General features: G+C 41.8%; 20 protein-coding genes and 1 pseudogene. 6 read left to right on the top strand and 15 right to left on the bottom strand.

The window, feature by feature from the left end; genetic code table 11:
- Positions 1–31: 31 nt before the first annotated feature.
- Together NMG88_RS18810 and NMG88_RS18805 are read left to right on the top strand one after the other, a co-directional pair.
- Positions 32–451: a hypothetical protein gene (locus NMG88_RS18810; protein WP_026785776.1), complete on the top strand. Its 420-nt coding sequence runs from the start codon at positions 32–34 to the stop codon at positions 449–451.
- Positions 452–500: 49 nt separating this feature from the next.
- A complete protein-coding gene (locus NMG88_RS18805; protein WP_042155981.1) occupies positions 501–854 on the top strand; it encodes a hypothetical protein in 354 nt (117 codons plus the stop codon).
- 1 nt (position 855) lies between these two features.
- On the opposite strand, the gene NMG88_RS18800 is transcribed toward NMG88_RS18805, so the two are convergent.
- On the bottom strand, positions 856–1,113 hold the full coding sequence (locus NMG88_RS18800; protein WP_036831661.1) for an alpha/beta hydrolase: 258 nt from the start codon (positions 1,111–1,113) through the stop codon (positions 856–858).
- A gap of 146 nt (positions 1,114–1,259) precedes the next feature.
- Between NMG88_RS18800 and NMG88_RS18795 the strand changes: the two genes are divergently transcribed.
- Positions 1,260–1,883, top strand: coding sequence for a ribonuclease III domain-containing protein (locus NMG88_RS18795; protein WP_026785774.1), 624 nt, complete (start codon positions 1,260–1,262; stop codon positions 1,881–1,883).
- Positions 1,884–2,031: 148 nt separating this feature from the next.
- On the opposite strand, the pseudogene NMG88_RS18790 reads toward NMG88_RS18795, so the two are convergent.
- Positions 2,032–2,268 (bottom strand): annotated as a pseudogene (locus NMG88_RS18790) (S-(hydroxymethyl)glutathione dehydrogenase); the annotation flags it as partial.
- Positions 2,269–2,331: 63 nt separating this feature from the next.
- Here NMG88_RS18790 and NMG88_RS18785 point away from each other — a divergent pair.
- Positions 2,332–3,690: an NCS2 family permease gene (locus NMG88_RS18785; protein WP_027248850.1), complete on the top strand. Its 1,359-nt coding sequence runs from the start codon at positions 2,332–2,334 to the stop codon at positions 3,688–3,690.
- A gap of 95 nt (positions 3,691–3,785) precedes the next feature.
- Here NMG88_RS18785 and NMG88_RS18780 read toward each other — a convergent pair whose 3' ends face one another.
- The 4 genes from NMG88_RS18780 to NMG88_RS18765 all read right to left on the bottom strand — a co-directional run bounded on the left by NMG88_RS18780 (position 3,786) and on the right by NMG88_RS18765 (position 6,205).
- Complete coding sequence (locus NMG88_RS18780; protein WP_027248849.1) at positions 3,786–4,385, bottom strand: CPBP family intramembrane glutamic endopeptidase; 600 nt, start codon at positions 4,383–4,385, stop codon at positions 3,786–3,788.
- Between the two features lie 12 nt (positions 4,386–4,397).
- Positions 4,398–5,492, bottom strand: coding sequence for a DUF3326 domain-containing protein (locus tag NMG88_RS18775; RefSeq protein WP_027248848.1), 1,095 nt, complete (start codon positions 5,490–5,492; stop codon positions 4,398–4,400).
- A 44-nt stretch (positions 5,493–5,536) separates the two neighbouring features.
- Entirely contained in the window at positions 5,537–5,725 is a 189-nt protein-coding gene (locus NMG88_RS18770) for a hypothetical protein (RefSeq protein ID WP_027248847.1), read from the bottom strand.
- 159 nt (positions 5,726–5,884) lie between these two features.
- On the bottom strand, positions 5,885–6,205 hold the full coding sequence (locus NMG88_RS18765) for a 2Fe-2S iron-sulfur cluster-binding protein (protein ID WP_027248846.1): 321 nt from the start codon (positions 6,203–6,205) through the stop codon (positions 5,885–5,887).
- A gap of 383 nt (positions 6,206–6,588) precedes the next feature.
- On the opposite strand from NMG88_RS18765, the gene NMG88_RS18760 reads away from it, so the two are divergent.
- Positions 6,589–8,541 carry an ABC transporter ATP-binding protein/permease gene (locus NMG88_RS18760; RefSeq protein ID WP_227358130.1) on the top strand — a complete coding sequence of 651 codons (1,953 nt, stop codon included), beginning with the start codon at positions 6,589–6,591 and terminating at the stop codon, positions 8,539–8,541.
- 12 nt (positions 8,542–8,553) lie between these two features.
- On the opposite strand, the gene NMG88_RS18755 is transcribed toward NMG88_RS18760, so the two are convergent.
- The 5 genes from NMG88_RS18755 to NMG88_RS18735 form a co-directional block, all read right to left on the bottom strand.
- Entirely contained in the window at positions 8,554–8,916 is a 363-nt protein-coding gene (locus NMG88_RS18755) for a DUF6464 family protein (RefSeq protein WP_227358129.1), read from the bottom strand.
- 128 nt (positions 8,917–9,044) lie between these two features.
- Positions 9,045–10,772 (bottom strand): succinate dehydrogenase/fumarate reductase flavoprotein subunit, encoded by a 1,728-nt coding sequence (locus NMG88_RS18750; protein ID WP_227351141.1) that lies wholly within the window; start codon positions 10,770–10,772, stop codon positions 9,045–9,047.
- Positions 10,773–10,900: 128 nt separating this feature from the next.
- Positions 10,901–11,191 (bottom strand): hypothetical protein, encoded by a 291-nt coding sequence (locus NMG88_RS18745; protein ID WP_026798262.1) that lies wholly within the window; start codon positions 11,189–11,191, stop codon positions 10,901–10,903.
- 262 nt (positions 11,192–11,453) lie between these two features.
- Positions 11,454–11,648, bottom strand: a complete 195-nt coding sequence (locus NMG88_RS18740) for a hypothetical protein (protein WP_144390494.1) — start codon at positions 11,646–11,648, stop codon at positions 11,454–11,456.
- A gap of 57 nt (positions 11,649–11,705) precedes the next feature.
- Positions 11,706–12,053, bottom strand: coding sequence for a threonine/serine exporter family protein (locus tag NMG88_RS18735; protein ID WP_026798264.1), 348 nt, complete (start codon positions 12,051–12,053; stop codon positions 11,706–11,708).
- A 62-nt stretch (positions 12,054–12,115) separates the two neighbouring features.
- Between NMG88_RS18735 and NMG88_RS18730 the strand changes: the two genes are divergently transcribed.
- Entirely contained in the window at positions 12,116–12,658 is a 543-nt protein-coding gene (locus NMG88_RS18730; RefSeq protein ID WP_052369667.1) for a pentapeptide repeat-containing protein, read from the top strand.
- 41 nt (positions 12,659–12,699) lie between these two features.
- Here NMG88_RS18730 and NMG88_RS22740 read toward each other — a convergent pair whose 3' ends face one another.
- From NMG88_RS22740 to NMG88_RS18710, 4 genes are all read right to left on the bottom strand, one after another.
- On the bottom strand, positions 12,700–12,981 hold the full coding sequence (locus NMG88_RS22740) for an RNA-binding S4 domain-containing protein (RefSeq protein WP_081694770.1): 282 nt from the start codon (positions 12,979–12,981) through the stop codon (positions 12,700–12,702).
- Between the two features lie 35 nt (positions 12,982–13,016).
- Positions 13,017–13,874 (bottom strand): hypothetical protein, encoded by an 858-nt coding sequence (locus tag NMG88_RS18720; RefSeq protein WP_227351140.1) that lies wholly within the window; start codon positions 13,872–13,874, stop codon positions 13,017–13,019.
- A gap of 59 nt (positions 13,875–13,933) precedes the next feature.
- The gene (locus tag NMG88_RS18715; RefSeq protein ID WP_254035824.1) at positions 13,934–17,971 is read right to left on the bottom strand and encodes a DNA-directed RNA polymerase subunit beta'; all 4,038 of its coding nucleotides are present in this window, start codon (positions 17,969–17,971) and stop codon (positions 13,934–13,936) included.
- A 115-nt stretch (positions 17,972–18,086) separates the two neighbouring features.
- Complete coding sequence (locus NMG88_RS18710) at positions 18,087–19,982, bottom strand: DNA-directed RNA polymerase subunit gamma (protein WP_026795574.1); 1,896 nt, start codon at positions 19,980–19,982, stop codon at positions 18,087–18,089.
- Positions 19,983–20,024 lie beyond the last annotated feature (42 nt).

Raw genomic sequence — 20,024 nt, 5'->3', positions numbered from 1 at the left:
GGTTAATATACTAAGGGGTATTGTCTCATCTATGCTAAATCTTAACTCATCTTTTATGTTAGAGAGTACCTTAACAAAACTTCTCAATAAAACCGAGAAAACCTGGGGTTATCTCCAAGTCTATCATAGGGGAGAATTATATTATCTCACCATCCCCGGATACGGAGATGATATTCTAAAATTTAAAGGTAATGATTCCACCTATTCCTATCAATTATATTGGTATAAACGTCCCAATCCTTCAGTTTTTGTAGAGGCAAAAACCGAAAAAACCTATAGGAAAGAAACAAAGACCTACGACAAAGCTAAGAGTTTTCAGGTTTGTTTTAAAAGAGAAGCTAATTCCATTGAATCCTCAATTAATCGGTTATTTGCCGAATTAATTAAAAACAAAATATCAGAGGAATATAAAGGTAAAGATTCTCCGATTATTACCCTAATTCAAGACTAGAACCATCAAATGTTATAGTCAAAAGTCAACCGTGAATATTTAACCGGATATGAATGAACCCATTGCACCCATAACCTTACCCCCTAGTGAGAATTTGCAACAGGAAGGAGAATGGTTAAAACAAACCTTAAATCGTTGGTTGGATGAACAATTTATCCCTGAATCTGTGAATGAAACTATTGCACAGCGTGTCGCTCAAATTTATGTTCGTCAACGAATGGAAGGGGAAAATGATGTGGGTTCTTTGGTGCTGGCGATTGTGACTGAAATGGAATCTTTTGATTTTTCTAAAAGTTTTTTTGGAGAATTTGCGATCGCTAATGCGGTCAGCGATTTGTTATTAGATAGCTTAGGAATTGAACGCTGTTGTGGACGCTCAATATTCCCAGACTCTCTGGCTTAGTTTAACGACAAGCACCATGTCCTTCCATAGAATGACCGAAAATTCCTGTTTTATGGGGGATGACGGGAAAATTTTGGATATCTGCTTGAATTGTAAAGTTTTCTGACCTACAGATTAATCCCAAAAGGTAGTAAAGTACGGGAAGAGGGTGAGATTGAGCTTGGGGTGGTTGACAGACGAAAGATCCCATCTCGCTATGACAACTTGCAGTAAAAATGGCGATAGAACCAGACTTTACCACCAAAGCATAAACTTTCACGGATTAGATTCCAAGCAGAAATCCTCTGTAAACTTTCAATTTCTCAACTTATTTTATCAATCGGAAAAGCGATCTCTGGTTTTCCGTAATCTCCTTTTAATATCTTGTAGACTCCTTTTAATTAAACCTTAAAATCTTTTTCAATCATGATTAATCCAAATTTTGTCAAACACCAAATTGGAATTAAGTTTTTTACTCATCAAGAGTTATTGGAAATTGCCTTAACTCATCCTGATGCTATTGTAGAAAACCTGGATTTAACGCCCAAGGAAAGGAAACTCAGAACCCTAGAATATTGGGGTATTACTCATTTAGGTTCTAACTTGTTTAGCCAAATGGTGAGTGATTATTTATATCTGCACTATTCCCATTTAGGAGAAGCAACCCGGACGCTTTTAAAAAGTGATTTAGTTAGTCCCATAATTTTAGCAAAATTAGCGTTAAAAATCAAGATCGATCAAGGCAGTGATTTGGGAAAAAACTATCCTTTCAAACCGGAGTTTGAACAACAAAAAATATTATCAGAAATGTTTGAAGCATTAGTTGGTGCAGTTTATTTAGAGTGGGATCGAGATTTTGAGAAAACCTATAATTGGTTAGTGAATCAATTTATTGCCAAGGTTGTCAATCAAATTATGATGGATTTATTTCTTGAATTTGTACCAAAGGCGGATTGGGATGCTAATTTTTATCCTTGGTTTGGTTCCAATCATTTAACCTGTCCTTCTCAAAAATCCACATCGCAATTAACCTGTATTTTCTGCTCCTAAAATTATCAATTTGTCAAAATAAATCTTTAAAATAATGGGGTAAGTTGAGAATATTTAGAACAAAATAGCTAATTTTAAAAGCCATCTAAATATTTGAAAACTACCCCATAAAAATATAACAAACCTTATCAAATGGAGCATATTCTCAAATTTTTGCTAAGGCAATTTCCGGTAAAACCGTATAATTTGAAAAGGTAGAAGTTCCCATATAATGATGAATCATCTGACCGTTTTTAGAAAAACGACTACTACCATCGGGCATTAAACCTTTGCCCTGAGTCCCTCGAATTGCCTGACATAAATTCGTCTTAAAACTTAAACAATATTGACATTTACGACATTCTAGAATATACAAAGGAATAACATGATCTCCGGGTTTAAAGGTTTTCCAGCTTCCCAAGCAACGGCGGCTTTAATATCCATAATTTATTTTTGATTCAGCGATAATATGAACTCTAATTCTTCCACTTTAGAATCAATTGCCCGTTTTTTCAACTTTCGAGAACTTCAGACTAATTTTAGGATCGAAATTATCGCCGGAGTCACGACTTTTATGACTATGGCTTATATTTTAATTGTCAATCCTGCTATTTTATCCAATGCTATTTTTCTACAAACATCGGGGGATTTATTTGGAGAATTAGTTATAGCAACCGCCCTGGCTTCTGCCTTAGCAACGTTAGTCATGGGATTATATGCTAAATATCCCTTTGCTTTAGCCCCAGGCATGGGATTAAACGCCTATTTTGCCTTTTCAGTGGTGTTAAAATTAGGCATTCCTTGGCGGGTGGCGTTAGCCGCTATTTTAATTGAAGGCTTAATTTTTATCGCCTTAACTCTGAGTCAATTTAGAACTAAAATTATCACCGCTATTCCTGAAGGAATTAAACACGCCGTCGCCGCCGGAATTGGTTTATTTATTGCCTATATTGCCTTAACGGGTGCAAAAATTATTGTAACTGATGCAGCCACTACCACTACATTAGGAAACTTAAACGACCCGATTGTATTAATTACAATTGCCGGAATTTTGATTACTTCTGCTTTAATTGCTCGTCGAATTACCGGGGCGTTATTATTAGGAATTTTAGCCACAGCCGGGTTAGGATGGATTCTAGGAATTGCTCCTTGGCCCCAAGGAATTATCGGTTTACCTCAATTACCTGTGGATTTATTCGGTCAAGGAATTATTGGGTTAAAACAAGTTTTAGAAGTGAATTTTTTCCAAATATTTACAATTACCTTTGTATTTTTCTTTGTGGATTTATTTGATACGGTAGGCACTCTAACGGGGTTAGGAATGAAAGCAGGTTATATTAATCAAGATGGGGAATTTCCGAGGGTTACAGAAGCATTTATGGCCGATGCAGTGGGCACTACAACCGGGGCAATTTTTGGCACTTCAACGGTAACTACTTATATTGAATCCGCATCGGGAATTTCTGAGGGGGGAAGAAGTGGATTTACGGCTGTAATTGTGGCAATATTATTCACAATTTCGATATTTTTTATTCCCCTATTATCTGGAATTCCCAGTTTTGCCACCGCCCCGGCTTTAATTATTGTGGGGGTGTTAATGATGGGGAGTGTTCAATATATTCGCTGGGATGACCCAGCAGAATCTATTCCGGCATTTTTAACGATTTTTATTATGCCTTTAAGTTATTCTATCGCCGATGGTTTGGCTGTTGGTTTAATTACTTATCCTGTGATTAAATCCTGTCAAGGGAAGTTTCATGAAACCAATATTGCGATGTGGATTTTAGCGGTTATTTTTGTTTTGAAGTTTGTTTTTGTCGGTAAATAAGCATGGAGTATGGCGTGAAGACTGAGAATTTGACAATTTGAAGTAAACACAAAGGCACTAAGACACAAAGAAATGCAGCAGGATATCAGGGGGATTTATGGGAGTTTAGCACCAAAATAGTTTAATTTCCATAAACAACCAGACATAAAATTAGTAAAAATATGGGCTATAATCGGAATTAATAAATTACCTGTGGCGATCGCACTATACCCTAAAATAAACCCCACAACCGTTGCCCAAATCACATAAGGCCATTGTTGAGAACCGCTAAAATGTAGAACCCCAAAAGCAATACTAGAAACAACTAAAGCCAGAGTTCCTAATCCCAAATCCGATAACATTACTCCTCGAAATAATAACTCCTCACTCAGTCCGGGTAATAAGCCTAACCAAATTAAATCCGGCCATAATAAAGGAGTTAAGACTAATTTTAAATAAATATCTGCACTGCGACTATAGGCAGGCCAGATTCTATACATGACAAAACTAGCAACTGTAATCATTGATCCCACACCTAACCCCAACCCCAAACTAACCCACGTTAAGTTAATCGGTAAAAGGGTGACATGACTCAGATATAACCAAGCTTTAGCGATCGCTAATAATATAATAGCCGTCCCCCCCATGGCTATCAAAACCTGAGTCCGGGTTAAAGATTCGAGTTCAAAATTGTTAGGTGTTTTTTGTTCTACCACGGGAGTTAAAAATTAATAGGATTTAAGTTGATTCAAGGATAATATATTCGGACGCAGGGAGTTAGGATCAAGTCCAGCTTTATGCACCACTAAAACCCCTAAAGCCTCTAAATAAGAGTTTACCTGTATTGCTTTAATTCCTAACTGTTCCGGGGTAACTTCCATTCGGGTTTGATTTTCCCCGACGGCAATAATTTGAGTGGTAGAGACGTGCCCAGGCGAAGCCATGCCGAAGGCTATTGGCGCGTCTTGGCCAAAACTAAGTACCGCCGCACCCCCACAGGCCGTAGCTGGAACCACAATTGCATCCACCTGATCGGCCCAAATTGTCTCCGCCTTATGAGTTGTGACGAATTGGGGGGCGCGACTCAACCCCACTAAAACACAGGGTAGGAAGGTATAGCCCAATTCCTCCGCCGCCGACCGGGGGGATAATTGCGGGTCAATGGCCAGGGGAGAAAGGGCCGGAGCATGGGCTGTCGGAATTTGAAAGGTGCGGACAATTAAATGGCTGATCACCGCCTCCGCCCCGGCTAGGGGATCAACCCCCTGTCCATGACGATAGGCCTCTAAAACCCCAATATTTTCCGGTTCAGGAAAACGGGCAACTACTGCGATCGCTTCGGCTTTAGCATCCTTAATTAACCGTTCTGCGGCCCGTAGCAGGCTGTCTGGGTTGCCAATAGTTCCCCAGGAAGCCCCCGAAGTCGAGGTTCGAATAGCCACGTTCAGGGGGGCATCTGTGACCACATAGTCCGTTAAAGTTAGGCCCAGGGTTGCCCTAGCTGCATCCGCCACTTGTAAATGTCGCAGGCGCAATTCTGGCTCAATGGCTTGATCGAGGAGTAACCCCACCCGGTTACAGTGAACGGGTTGAAGTCCCCAAGTTCCCGCCGCAAATTGATCCAGAGCGTACCCTTCCACATACAGAGTATTAGCCATCGGCCAATACAGTTGGGCTCCATTGAGAACGTTAGGATGGGTAATCAGGGTATCTGCAACTTGAGCGATCGCCCGCGCCACAGGTAAACCATCCCCCGCATATCCGCCAATGGCCGCACCAATTCCCGTTGGGATAATTAAAACAACCGTATAAGGACGAGGCATAGAAGATCAGGGGAAACACCCTAAGAAAAGTTAACTATTAACCATCAAACCTTAGAGGTTTCTTGAACAGTTACAACAGCTTCAACATGGGCTTTTTGTTGTTCAGAATCAATACTGGTAATTGCCCAGCGTAGGGGTTCACCCCGTTTTTTTAATTCCGCTTCAATGGCTTGATTTAACTGGGTTGGAGATTCCTGAAGATCAATTTCAGCCGTAATAAAATGGGTTGTCATGTTACGAATGGGTAATGGGTAATGGGTAATGGGTAATGGGTAATACTTCGACTTCGCTCAGTAACAGGGTAATGGGTAATGGGTGATATTCAGCGACCGAGGACGCTCCCCCTGCCTCCCCCTGCCTCCCCTGCTCCCCCTGCCCCCTCTGTTCACTCGTTAAGAAGTTTGGGGATATTGACGATCATAAACTTCGTCTTCTTTCCCTGGGATCAATTTTAAATTAGAGCGGGGATAGGCAATACAAAGCAGGACATAACCTTCGGCTTGAAGTTCGGGACTTAATCCCATGCCCTCACGTTGATCAACTTCGCCTTCTATAATTTTGGCTGCACAGGTGGTACAAACCCCAGCATTGCAAGAATTGGGCAACTTAATTCCGGCATCCAAGGCAGCTTGGAGGATTTGTTTATCCTCTGGAACTTCGACTGTTTGGATGTTCCCTTGATTGTGAAATTCGACGGTATAGGTTTGAGACATCGTGTTCTTATTAGACCCTGAACCATTCTATCGTTGAGCGCAGCCGATCTGAGTATTGAGCTTTCCTGGTTGTGTACAGAATGTTCAAATTAATCGGATAAACTGAATCAACTTTTGTCATCTATCCTAAGATATATTATAGAATGTCAGAATAATCAACTCAGTAAAATCAGGATGAATGCTAAAAGTTGAAATTAATATGGTAGAGTGATTAGGGTTATATTTCTCTCGTCCGTGGCTGTTGATATCCTTATTCGATTGTGCCGATTTTCTAACTACTTACAAAAAACTGTAGCCCTTTTCACAGATTTAATCTGTAGAAAACCCTAGAGAATACATAACTTTTATAGGATAAAAGACCTGTGCTAAACGTGATGGAAAATATGAATAAATTTGATACTCAACTTTGGCAACGCTTTTTAAGAATTGCCCAACCCTTCTTTTATCCTGTAGAACCAGGAAGTAGCAAGATTTTTATAAGTTTGTTATTATTATTATTAATTTTTCTGGCGGCGACTGTCTTTGTTTTAGTGAGTATTGTTACTGTTATCAGTCAATCTATTTTTTCCGAATTCTTTAATAGCATTGCTCCGGGGTTGTATGAATTGATCGAAAGTATTATTTATTCTCGCTATATTATTATCGTTATTTTAATGTTGATTGTTCCCATCGGAACATTTTTAGTGTACAGAAACCAAATTAAAACTCGTTGGCAACCTTGGGCATTTTTGAGCGTCCTGCTATTTTTATCCCTATCCGTTAGTGGATTGAATGTAATTATTAGCTATGTGGGCAACTTTTTTTCAACAGCTTTAGCTGAAAGAAATCAAGATAATTTTTGGCGTTTTCTGTATGTTTATGCCAGTGTGTTTGTGGTGGGAACTCCCATTATTGTCATCTATGCTTATACCCGCGATCGCTTGGGAAACTATTGGCGGAAATGGTTAACGGATAAATTTTTAGACCAATATTTAAGTCAGCGAGCATTTTATCAAATAGAATCGGAAAATAAACTTGATAACCCAGATCAACGAATTACCGAGGATATTAAGGCATTTACGATTACCAGTTTAAGATTTTTACTAATTATTCTAAGTTCCATTATTGATGTAATTTCTTTTACGGGAATCCTCTGGTCTATTTCTAAATCTCTTTCCGTATTTCTATTAATTTACGCTTCTGTCGGTACGATAATCACGGTTTTTATTGGACAGCGTTTAATTCCTCTAAACTTCAATCAATTAAAACGAGAAGCGGATTTTCGTTATGGATTAATTCATGTCCGAGACAATGCAGAATCCATTGCTTTTTATCAAGGGGAAGAACAGGAACTCATCCAAGTCAAAGAACGATTTTTCAAAGCCTTTAAAAACTTTAATTTATTAATTGGTTGGCAGAGAAATGTTGATTATTTTACCACAAGTTATGGATATGCTGTGGTTATTATTCCTTCGCTGATCTTAGCTCCTATTTATTTTGCTGAAACGATTAAATATGGGGATATTACCCAAGCGAGTTTTGCCTTTAGTCAAGTTTTAAAAGCCTTTTCAATTGTAGTCAGTCAGATTGAAATATTAAGTGCTTTTGCCGCCGGAATTAACCGTTTATCAACCTTCTCGGAATTTTTAGAATCTCCTAAATCCATGGAGGAAGGTCAGACACAAATTGATATGAAAGTTGATGATTCCCTAGCTTTAGAGCACGTTACCGTCAACACACCAAACTATCAACAAATCCTGGTTAAAGACCTATCTCTGAGCTTACCCGACGGTCAAGGATTATTAATTATGGGTCAAAGTGGAGTCGGAAAAAGTTCTTTATTACGCACCATTGCCGGATTATGGACATCGGGAACCGGGCGCTTAATTCGTCCTGAACTCTCATCAATGTTATTTTTACCCCAACGTCCCTATATGATACTCGGAACATTGCGTCAACAATTACTCTATCCTAATAGTAATCAAGAGGTGAGTGAACAGGAATTATATCAAGTCTTAAAGCTAGTTAATTTAGCGGATTTACCGGAACGAGTTAGTGGTTTTGATACGGAATTAGATTGGGCTAATATTCTGTCTGTGGGAGAACAGCAACGGTTAGCTTTTGCTCGATTATTAATTAGTAAACCCCGCTACGCAATTTTAGATGAAGCCACCAGCGCCTTAGATTTAAAAAATGAAGAACTACTTTATAAAAAACTACATGAAACCGGAACAACTTATATTAGTGTTGGGCATCGAATCAGTTTATTGCGCTACCATAACAACGTTTTAGAACTCATGGGAGATCAAAAATGGCGTCTGGTTTCGGCTGAAGAATATCGGGCAGAAATGATTTGAGAAATTCAATCCTTAATCAGTTAAAACGGATTCAAAAAAACGACATTCTTGACAAGGGCCAAGGGGATTCACCGCACAGCGTATCAGTTCAGAATAGGCATTAAAACGACAGTTTGCATTTCCTAGAATCCAATGTCCATCAATTAAGGTTCTATCTTCAGGTCGTTGTACTGATTGCACATACAAGGAAATTTTATGCAGTCGGTAACGACCGGATTTGAGTTGATAGCGATGACGACGCTCTAAAACAGTATAGGTTTGACCCTGGAAATTTAGATAATGACCCGGTTGGGGTGTCCAATCTAAACAAATACGTCCAAGAGATTGATGAGAATGTGTTAGTATCAATTCCGTTGGTAGTGAATTTGGCTCCATGATGGTTTGATTTAATTCAACAGGTTTTGAGATTATCCTCCTGAATGTTACGGTGTTCAGTCACCAAAAACAAGAGGATTTTTTGGTTTTATCCCATAAATAAAATATAAAAATTCTATTTATTCACCTTAATATTTACGTTCCTGGGGTTCAAATAGGGTAATTTTTACCGGACGATAGGCTAAATCAATACCCGCAGGGGAATAATAGGCTAAAGTATGTTTTAGGAAGGTTTCATCATGGCGTTGAGGATAATCTTCCCGACTATGGGCGCCTCGACTTTCTTGGCGACTTAAGGCCGAAGTTAAAATCATATTTCCTACAATCATCAGACTTTTTAATTCCAATGCTTCAATTAATTCTGTATTCCAACATTTGCCTTTATCATCTAAATAAATCCGTTGATAACGATTCTGTAACTCCTGAATTTGACTTAACCCTTCTCGCATAACTGTATCGGTTCTAAATACACCACAATGGGAGGTCATAGCATCTTGAAACTCCTGACGCAGTTTTCCAATTCTGTAGTCTCCAGACTGGTCTAATAAACCTTGTAATTGCAATGCAGTTTCTTTCAAATAACGCTGTTCATCAATATTTGGTAACTTGCGATTTTGCACAAATTGGGCAATAGCCGCCCCGGTTCTTTTTCCATAAACCACACATTCTAATAAAGAATTACTGCCTAAACGATTAGCTCCATGCACCGATACACAAGCGGCTTCTCCGGCGGAAAATAATCCATCAACAAAACTATCCGCACCACTTAAAACTTGACCATTAATATTAGTGGGAATACCTCCCATAGAATAGTGAACCGTGGGACGTACAGGCATCGGTTCCACCACCGCATCAATTCCTAATAAACGGTGAGCTTCTTCCCAACAAAAGGGAATCCGACTCATAATTTTTTCCCGTCCTAAATGTCGCAAATCCAAATAAATATAGGGCCCCCCGGCACTGCCATCGGGGTTAATTCCACGGCCTGCCCGCAGTTCTAAAGTAATCGCGCGAGAAGTAATATCCCTAGGTGCTAATTCCATCCGACTCGGGGCATAAGTCGCCATGAACCGCTCCCCATTACTATTAATTAAATAGGCTCCTTCCCCCCGCACAGCCTCGGAAATTAACACCCCCACCGGATATAGTCCCGTAGGATGGAACTGGACAAATTCCATATCTTGCAAGGGAACCCCCGCCATTGCCGCCATCGCCAGCCCGTCCCCGGTTGAGGCATAGTCATTGGAAGTGGTATTAAATGCCCGACCATAGCCCCCGGTGGCGAACATCACCGCCTTAGCCCGGACAACGGTTAACTGTCCATCATCAATTCGGAACATGACCACCCCTTTGGCCTGTCCGTCTTCTAAAATCAGACGCAGCACATACCATTCATCATAGATATGGACACCATAGCGTCGCAGGTTACTGACCAGTTCGTGTAAAATCCCATGACCTGTTTTATCAGCAGCGTAACAAGTGCGATTATGGGAATGGCCCCCAAAAGCCCGTTGAGCAATCCGGCCATCGGGAAGACGGGAAAATAATACGCCCAAATGTTCTAAATCAATAATTACATCCGGGGCTTCTTTGGCTAAAATTTCGACAGCATCTTGGTCAGCTAAATAGTCTGAACCCTTGACGGTATCAAAGGCGTGGGCTTGCCAACTATCACTTTCATCAATATTTTTTAAGGTGGCAGCAATACCCCCTTGGGCAGCGACGGAATGGGAACGGATGGGGTGAGTTTTGGCAACAATAGCTATATTCAGGCTGGGGTTAGTCCGGGCCATTTCTACGGCCGCCCGACATCCTGCCAACCCGCCCCCAACAATAATCACATCATGTTCTAGCATCTTAATCAGTTATCAGTTATCAGTTATCAGTCATCAGTCATCAGTCATCAGTTATCAGTCATCAGTTAAGGAGTTAATCAATTAACTGTAAACTTCTTAACTATTAACTGATAACTGATCTGTGCCGTTTAGGAAGCCGGAAATTCAGTACGACTGGGTTCGTCTTGAATTAAGGGGTCTACGGATAGAATTTCAATATGGTTAAATAAAGTGGTGACGAATGCAAAGAGTAGGAAAGGTAAAGACAGCACAATAATTAAGCCAACCGTCGCTAACGCATAAATTTGACGGGTTGTACTCCACAGGGCTAGGGAAGTCGCTAAGGCGATAAAGATGACAATTAACCAAATGATGATTTGGCTATAGATATCACCATAGGTTAGTGTGCATCGAATACGATACTTTTTCAGATCTTGCATTGGTTCTCTCTTGTAATATTACTTTAAACTTCCAGATTAAGGGATTGATTCAATTTTGGAAAATTTCTCAACATTTTAATCACAGTTGTAATTTAACTTTACATTCTGTCAAACATCAGGTATCGCCCATACTCAATTATTGATTTTTTCAGGGATTGCTAACATTTAACTGGAATTCTTAACCATAAATTTTTAATTCTTAATACTTAAATGTTTACTCCATATACTTAATCACGTGACTATTACCTATTACCTATTCCCTCTAATCCTCTGAACGAAAAAACAAGAGATTAGGCAATGCTAAACCCACAGGAATAGCTAGTGTCATTAATAATCCTGTGCCTGCCATAACAATAGTATTAGCAATTAACGGAACATCGGCATGGATTCCTAACTTCATCATTAAAATCAAACCACTTCCCGCCCTGAAAATATAAATCCCAGGAATCATTCCCACAACGGCACCAAATGCGATGGCTGCCGAGGGAACTTTGAATTTTAATGATAATTAATTTTAATGATAATTAATTAGTTCTAACTCATCCGTAAGTTGTTCTAAGGTTTTATGTCCTTGTTGAATATCATCAACTAAACGCATCACTTGAGTGATCACCATCATATTAATTTTCATCACCGGAATCGGGATGCTAATGCGCGAATAGAATTGATTATGGATTTTTGTTGTTAATGTGATGGCTTCATAGGAAACTAATAACCGGGCTTCAATTCCTAAACTATCCGCCAATTGATGAGTGACTCGATGCACTCTTTCAGTTGCCGCACTATTCTGGAGGAGAAGTCGGGCAGTCAGTAAAACTAGGTGAAACTTTTGATCGATTTCTGGCAGGACTGTTGGTGTCATCTGGGCTTTTCCTTAAATAGACATTTGATGGTATTAATCGTATTGGATTTTGGCTTAATATTATGGATGGGTTGGAATTACTACAGCGAAAGGCAGAAGGAGAATGGAGTTTTAAAGGAGTGGATTTCAGGGGTGCAGATTTACAAAATTTTGATCTGAGTAGGTTAGTCTTTATTGGGGCGGACTTGAGTGGGGCGAATCTCAGTTACACAAATTTAAGTCGAGCTTCGTTGCGCGGGGCTAACTTAATGGGGACGAATTTGAGTTATGCCATTTTAAAACAAACCAGTTTATATAGTGGCCAAATGATGGGAGCAAATCTTTCCCATATTAATCTCAATGGAGCAAATTTAACTCAAGCAAATTTAAGTTATACTAATCTTTATCAAGCAGATTTAAGCGATGCAACTCTATATGAATGTAATTTAGAAAATGCTTGGTTAGTGGGCGCAGATTTACGCGATACCGATTTACACAAAGCAAATTTCAAAGCAGCTAACTTAACCGACGCCAACCTAACCGATGCCATCGGATTTAATGATCAGGATGCAATAATTTATAATACGATTATGCCCAATGGTCAAGTGCTATTATCTATGTTATAGCAGTCGCCAGACCTATTAGGACAAAGAGTGATGCAGCAAAGCTAGATGGTGAAGTCTTTTCCTCCGGTGTTCCCTCCCCCCCTAGCCCCCCTGCACGGGGGGCTAGGGGGGCTGTTCCGGTGTTCCCTGCTATATAAATTAACCGTTAAGGTTTTTCCATTAACCAATACTTGATCTCCGGTGACTAACTTTCGTCCCCTGCGGGTTTCAACCTCACCATTAACTTCAACATCACCATATTTAATTAGGATTTTGGCTTGTCCCCCGGTGGAAACTTCACCCATAAATTTTAGAAATTGATCAAGTTTAATTGTTTCAGACATAAATCAGTAATCAGTTATTAGTCATCTCATTATAGCTAAAATCCGGCTTCAATTAAAGCTTGGTCTAAATCCTCAACTAACCCCAAAGATTCAGCCCTAAGCTTGAGATAAGCTAAATCTAAACACTGTCCTTGTACTTTTAATACACCCAATACATCTCGCCATTGCTTTTCGGACTGGTTTGATTTTCGCCAATATAATTTATTCAGAATTACATCTTCCGCAGAAGCTAGAAAAACAGTTGCACCCGTTGGAATTTTATATTGTTGCCGTCGTTCAAATTTGATCTGTTCAAATTCCGAATTTTCTGCCATAATTAAATCAGCACGGGAGATTGTTTCTATATGGGTAACTTGTAGAATTCGCATTCGACCCGAAACCACATCATCTACACCCGAAACATAAAAACCTATTGCTTCTAATTGTAAAATTAATAACGTTAAATCTTGAGATGAAATTGAGATAACGATATCCAAATCTCGGGTGGTTCGGACTTCTCCATAAGCAATAGCAGCCACACCGCCCGTAATATAATAAGGAATATTAAGGGACTCCAAAATCGGGTGGAGAATTTCAGCTAAAGTAATAGAATCTTGAACCCAACTCATTTCATTTCCAGTGGGAATATAATGGTGCGGACAATCTTCTGCCAACCAAGCTTCCGCAAGTTTTCGGGAAAATTGTTCCTTAGATAAATATGAGAATCTTTGACGAAAACAACTTATGGAAAAGCGACGAGCATTTTGATTAATCGAACTTCCCATTATCAATCGCTGTTCGGGTGTTCGTTGTTTTAGTAGCCAGAATTCCAAACAATCAACTTCCGGTGTCGTATCTTGAGATTGAGGTCGATAACCCGGTTTAATTGTAAATTTGGGGATAATTTGAGTCATTGATTAACTCTTAAATTGATAGACCAGTAGAGACGTTGCATGCAACGTCTCTACTAATTTTATTCGTCTTCGTCCTCGTTGTCGTCTTCGTATTCGTCATCAATTAACTCGTCATCGAGGATAGCTGATAATAAAGGATCATCTTCACTATCTTCAAATATAACCTTGCTACCTTTTCCTAAACTAGACGGTGCTGCTTTGGACTCCGGGGGTAATTCCCGTTCAAAACTGTTATAAACCCGGGCGGTTTTATCATCCAAAACCACATCCCGCAGTTCGTCCTCATCCTCCTCATCCAAATACAACGTGCCATTATCAAAGCCATACTCGGCATTACCCGATTCCTCATAGGCATTAAATCCCGTTCCCGCCGGAATCAGACGTCCGATAATCACGTTTTCCTTGAGACCGCGTAACCAGTCGGATTTGCCCTCAATAGCCGCTTCAGTCAAGACCCGGGTAGTTTCTTGGAAACTAGCCGCCGAGATAAAGCTATCGGTATTTAAGGACGCCTTGGTAATCCCCAATAACACAGGAGTATATTTGGCGGGCGCACTTCCGGTAATCGACATGGCATCATTCACCTGTTCTACCTGGCGCAGTTCCACCAATTCCCCAGGTAACATTGTGGTATCGCCCCCATCGTCAATCCGCACCTTCGAGGTCATCTGACGGACAATCACCTCAATATGCTTATCGGAAATATCAATCCCCTGGGACTGATACACCGACTGTACCTCGTTAACCAAGAATGCTTGACAGTGGCGGAAACTACCCAAAGCCGCGTCATACATCCCTTCTCCCTGTTCCAGATAATGGTCATAGAACACTTCCAGGATTTCATGGGGATTACTAGGGCCATCGGTCAAGGTTTGTCCGGCCTCTACTTTGTAACCATCGGAGACAATCGGGGATTGACCCGAACCCAGGGGATAATCCGTAACCGTGCCATCATTTTCAATTACCCGCAGTTCGGTGATGTCATCATCCATAGTCACCTGGGCGGTTCCCGGGCGTCGGGCTAAAATACAGGCTTCCTTGGGTTTACGGGCTTCTAATAATTCTTCAATCCGGGGCAACCCTTGAATAATATCTCCGGTTTTAGCCCGTTCAAACACCAGCAACACCAGGTTATCCCCCCGTTGTACTAAGTCCCCATCCTTAATATGCAGAATCGCACCGGGAGACACCCGATAGGGCCGACCCCGACGCATGGTAATCTGATTTCCCGTTACCGGGATAGTCCCCTGACCCACGATTTTGTTACCAACGGCAATGACTTGACCGGACTCCGATAGGTTAACCCCTTCAGCAATTTCAATTCCTTCTACCAACAGTTGACCCAATTTCACCGTAGGTTTAACGCCTTCGGGTAACTGAATGGTCATTTGGTCACTCTCGCGCACCACCAAACAACGGCGCACAATTTCCGACCCCGACCGAATCCCCTGAATAATCCCGTCTTCCTTACACATGATTTCCGTGCGAGTAACAACGGCGCCTTTCTCAATTTCATCTCCATCCTTGACCATTAACCGCGTCAGGGTACTGCCCTGAGTCGCATCAGCGATCGCATCCCGACGAATTACCAAGGATTCTAAAATCACTAACTGTAACTTCCTGACGTCGGGGTCATTCTCATCGGGAAGTAACTCGATATCGGCGGCTAACTGCGGGGCTTCGATGCCAATACTAATTACTAACTGGGTTCGTAGCAGTTCCACCCCTTCCACAGAGCGTACCCGTTCCCCATCTTTGTAGGTTAAACGTTGCACGGCTCGCAGAACGATGGACTCGTTCAGAGACTCCTGAGAGGGGACGGTGGGATTTTCGGGAACGCTAAACTCCACCACGGGACGTAACAGCAAGGCTGGGCCTTCGGGAGTTTCCACATATTCCACATAACGCAAGTTGTCCGAGATAATCCCTGGAATCACCTCTTGGCCGGGATTGACAATCTGGCCATCAATTGCCATCACCATTTCCGGGTCATCCACCAGATGCAGTTCTCCGGGTTTGATGACGATTTCTCGCAGAATATCATTTTTCTGAGTAACTTCGATCACCCCATTACTCTGACAGAAGATATCCTTAACCACTTCCATCCCAGCTTCCACATACTGTCCATCCTCAGTTAACAGTAAGGAAATATCTTTATTCACCTCATGGCATTCTTCGGGAATCCATAATAAAGTCCCTCCCTGGGTGACTTCATAACCCTGTTTTCCCTTACCCCGTTTGGCGACTTCTACCCCGGCGTATTTAATAATACCCCCGGTTTTTGTCCGGTAGCTATCATCCATCAGTTCCGCAATCACATCGTGGTTTTCCACTTTGGAACCCGGACTGACTTTGAGCATGAAGCGATGGTTACTATTGGTTTCAATAATATATTGTTCCCGTCCCTGCATCTGTACCAACCGCACTAAGGCTTGATCTAGTAATACCGAGGCGGTGATAATCTCAATTTCCCGAGGTAGCTCACCTTCGGCAAACTGTTCCCGAATTCGGACTAATCCCCCATGCTCTGAAACCAGTTTGGTTTGGGCGAGAACGCTTCCCGGATGCACCGGATCACCATTTTTGACCAATGGTTCCGCCGCCGGGGGTAGGTTATAAACTTCTCCTCCGAGAACCCAAATCAGCCCCCCCCGTTGGGCGATACGGGTCATGTTTCCTTGACGGTCGGTTTTTTCTTCGGGAACCACATCGGCAAATTTGACTTCCCCAGCTAAGTCCGTGGCGACGTCCTTAGTAGCTTTTTCCGTGGTTTTGCGGGCTGTCCGACCCCCGGCGGCAATTTCCGCTAGGATTTCGTTAGCTTTAACTTGTTGACCTTCTTGGACAATAATCGTTGTTCCTTGGGTGATACTGTGTTTTTCGGTATTTTTTCCACTACCGTCCACAATAATCTGGCCCGTGCTTTCCACGATGAAGGCATCATCTCCGTGACGGGTACGGAAGGGACGGACTCGCAGGGATTTAGAGAACTTGACCACCCCATTAATTCCGGCCCGGATCATTCCAGCGGCTTCGGCGGTGAATACCCCTCCGGTGTGGAATGTCCGCATGGTTAACTGGGTTCCGGGTTCGCCGATACTCTGGGCGGCAATAATTCCCACCGCTTCCCCAAGGTTGACGTTATGACCATGGGCTAAACTCCAGCCATAGCAATGTTGACAGACGGAACGATTGGCTTCACAGGTGAGAGGCGATCGCAATAATACCTCCTCAACTCCAGCTTCCTGAATAGCTACGGCCAACTCCTCACTCACGGAATGATTTTTGACCGCCTGTTCTGACTGATAGGTGATAATTTCTCCGGTTTCGGGGTGGTGGACATCTGCCCCTAACACCCGACCCATTAACCGATCTTTGATTGGAATTAACACCCGTTCGCCATCGGTCATACTGCGAGTCCAAATCCCCTTGCTGGTTCCGCAGTCAATTTCTCGCAGAATCACATCCTGGGAAACATCGACTAAACGGCGGGTTAAATACCCAGAGTCGGCGGTTCGTAGGGCCGTATCTACTAGACCTTTACGCGCCCCATAGGAGGAAATAATATACTCCGTAACGGTTAAGCCTTCTCGGAAGTTGGTTTTAATCGGTAAATCAATAATTTCCCCTTGGGGGTCAGCCATCAAACCCCGCATTCCAACTAACTGACGGACTTGGGAAATATTCCCCCGCGCACCGGAGAAGGCCATCATATAAACCGAGTTCAGGGGGTTACTGGCTTTAAAGTTTTCCACCACCCGATCTTTTAGGGCTTCGGATGTACCATTCCAAGTATCAATAACTTTTTCAAACCGTTCAACTTCGGTAATTTCCCCTTTAATATAACGACGTTCTGTATTTCTAATTTCTTCTTCCGCTTCTTCTAATAGAGCTTTTTTGGAAGGAGGAATCTGTAAGTCATCCACACTAATAGAAACCCCGGCTTTTGTGGCATAAGTAAACCCTAATTCCTTTAATTCATCGGCAATTTGGGCGGTGCGAGCCGTACCATAATTCATAAAAGCCCAGGACATGATTTTTTTTAATTGTCCTTTATCAATAACTTGATTCCGAAAGATTTTTTTGTTAGCCATGATTTTAAATCAGTTATCAGTTATCAGTTATAGCAAGAGGCAATAGGGAATAGGGAAGAAAATATTTATCCATTGCCCATTACCCATTACCCATTACCCATTACCCATTACCTATTACCTATTGAATTAGGGTATCTTGAACGGTTTTATTGAAAATGACACGCCCCGGGGTAGTACGAATATATTGGGCAAGAATATTCCCCTCGGAATCTTCTCGAACTCGTCGCATTAGTTTCCCTGTTTTTTTGCCCACATAAGTTTTAGTGATCACTCCAGTTAAGTCGTCTTTAAGTTCGACCCCTATCTGTTCTACTTCATCCGATAAAATCTCCCCATCAAATCGCACCATGATGTATGAATGTAAACCCAAAGCGCCCTGTTTATAGGCTAAGATTACATCTTCTAAATCAGGAAAATAGCGGTGACTTTGATCCTCTAATTTAGGGTTTTCTGCGGTTAAATAATAACATCCCAACACCATATCCTGACTAGGTGTAACAATCGGTCTACCCGTTGCTGGGGATAGAATATTATTCGAGGCTAACATTAATAACCGAGCTTCAGCCTGGGATTCAATTGATAGGGGAACGTGAACGGCCATTTGGTCACCGTCAAAGTCAGCGTTAAAGGCGGGACAAACTAACGGATGCAGTTGAATCGCCCGACCATCGACTAAAATCGGTTCAAAGGCTTGAATCCCTAAACGGTGCAAGGTTGGGGCGCGGTTTAGCATCACCGGATGTCCTTGGATGACTTCCTGTAAGACTTCCCAAATGCTGGCATCATTCCGTTGAATCAGTTTTTTCGCCGCTTTAATATTGTTAACTAATCCTTGACGAATTAGGCGGTTAATTACAAAGGGTTGGAACAATTCAATTGCCATTTCCCGTGGTAAACCGCACTGGTGCATTCTTAATTTAGGCCCCACCACAATCACGGAACGTCCAGAATAATCGACCCGTTTTCCTAATAGGTTTTGACGGAATCGTCCTTGTTTTCCTTCGATAATATCGGAGAGGGATTTTAAGGGTCGATTATTCGCCCCCACCACTGTCCGACCTCGGCGACCGTTATCAATTAAGGCATCAACGGCTTCCTGTAACATCCGTTTTTCGTTACGGATAATAATTTCTGGGGCGAGAATTTCCTGTAACCGGGCTAACCGATTATTCCGGTTAATCACCCGACGATATAGGTCGTTTAAGTCGGAGGTGGCAAATCGACCCCCATCTAACTGCACCATTGGCCGTAAATCGGGAGGAATGACGGGAATTACATTCAAAACCATCCAATCCGGTTTGGAACCCGTCGCCACAAAATTATCAATTACCCGCAATCGTTTAATTAATTTGGCGCGTTTTTGTCCCTTAGCAACGGCAATTTCTTCCCGTAATCTTTCGGCTTCTTCTTCTAAGGGAATATCTTCGAGCAAACGGGAAATGGCTTCGGCTCCAATTCCCACTTCAATTCCGGTTAAGGTGGAATCTTCACTATAAATTTGGTCTTCAATTTCTAACCAAGTATCTTCGGTTAATAACTGTTTATAGGATAGGCCGTCATAGTTACCTGGATTTAACACCACATAAGCGTTAAAATAAACCACCTGTTCTACATCCCGCAATGGCATATCTAATAAAATAGCCATATAACTAGGAATGCCTTTGAGATACCAAACATGGGTTACAGGAGCGGCTAGTTTAATAAAACCCATACGGTGACGACGGACACGGGATTCTGTTACCTCTACCCCGCAGCGTTCACAGACAATTCCACGATGTCTGACCCGTTTATATTTCCCACAATGACATTCCCAATCCTTTGCTGGGCCAAAAATTCGTTCACAAAACAACCCGTCCATCTCCGGTTTCAGGGTTCTGTAATTGATGGTTTCAGGTTTTGTAACTTCTCCAACCACTTGACCATTGGGTAGGGTTCTTTCTCCCCACTGCCGAATGCGTTCTGGAGATGCGATTCCAATTTTAACGTAATCAAATCGTTGTTCAATTTTAGCCATTTTATTCAGGGAATAGGGAATAGGGAACAGGGAACAGGGAAC

The sequence above is a fragment of the Planktothrix agardhii genome (genome assembly GCF_904830935.1).
Taxonomy (GTDB): Bacteria; Cyanobacteriota; Cyanobacteriia; order Cyanobacteriales; family Microcoleaceae; genus Planktothrix; species Planktothrix agardhii.
The sequence above is the reverse complement of the archived record's forward strand: the minus strand, read 5'-3'. Positions and strand labels throughout refer to the sequence as shown.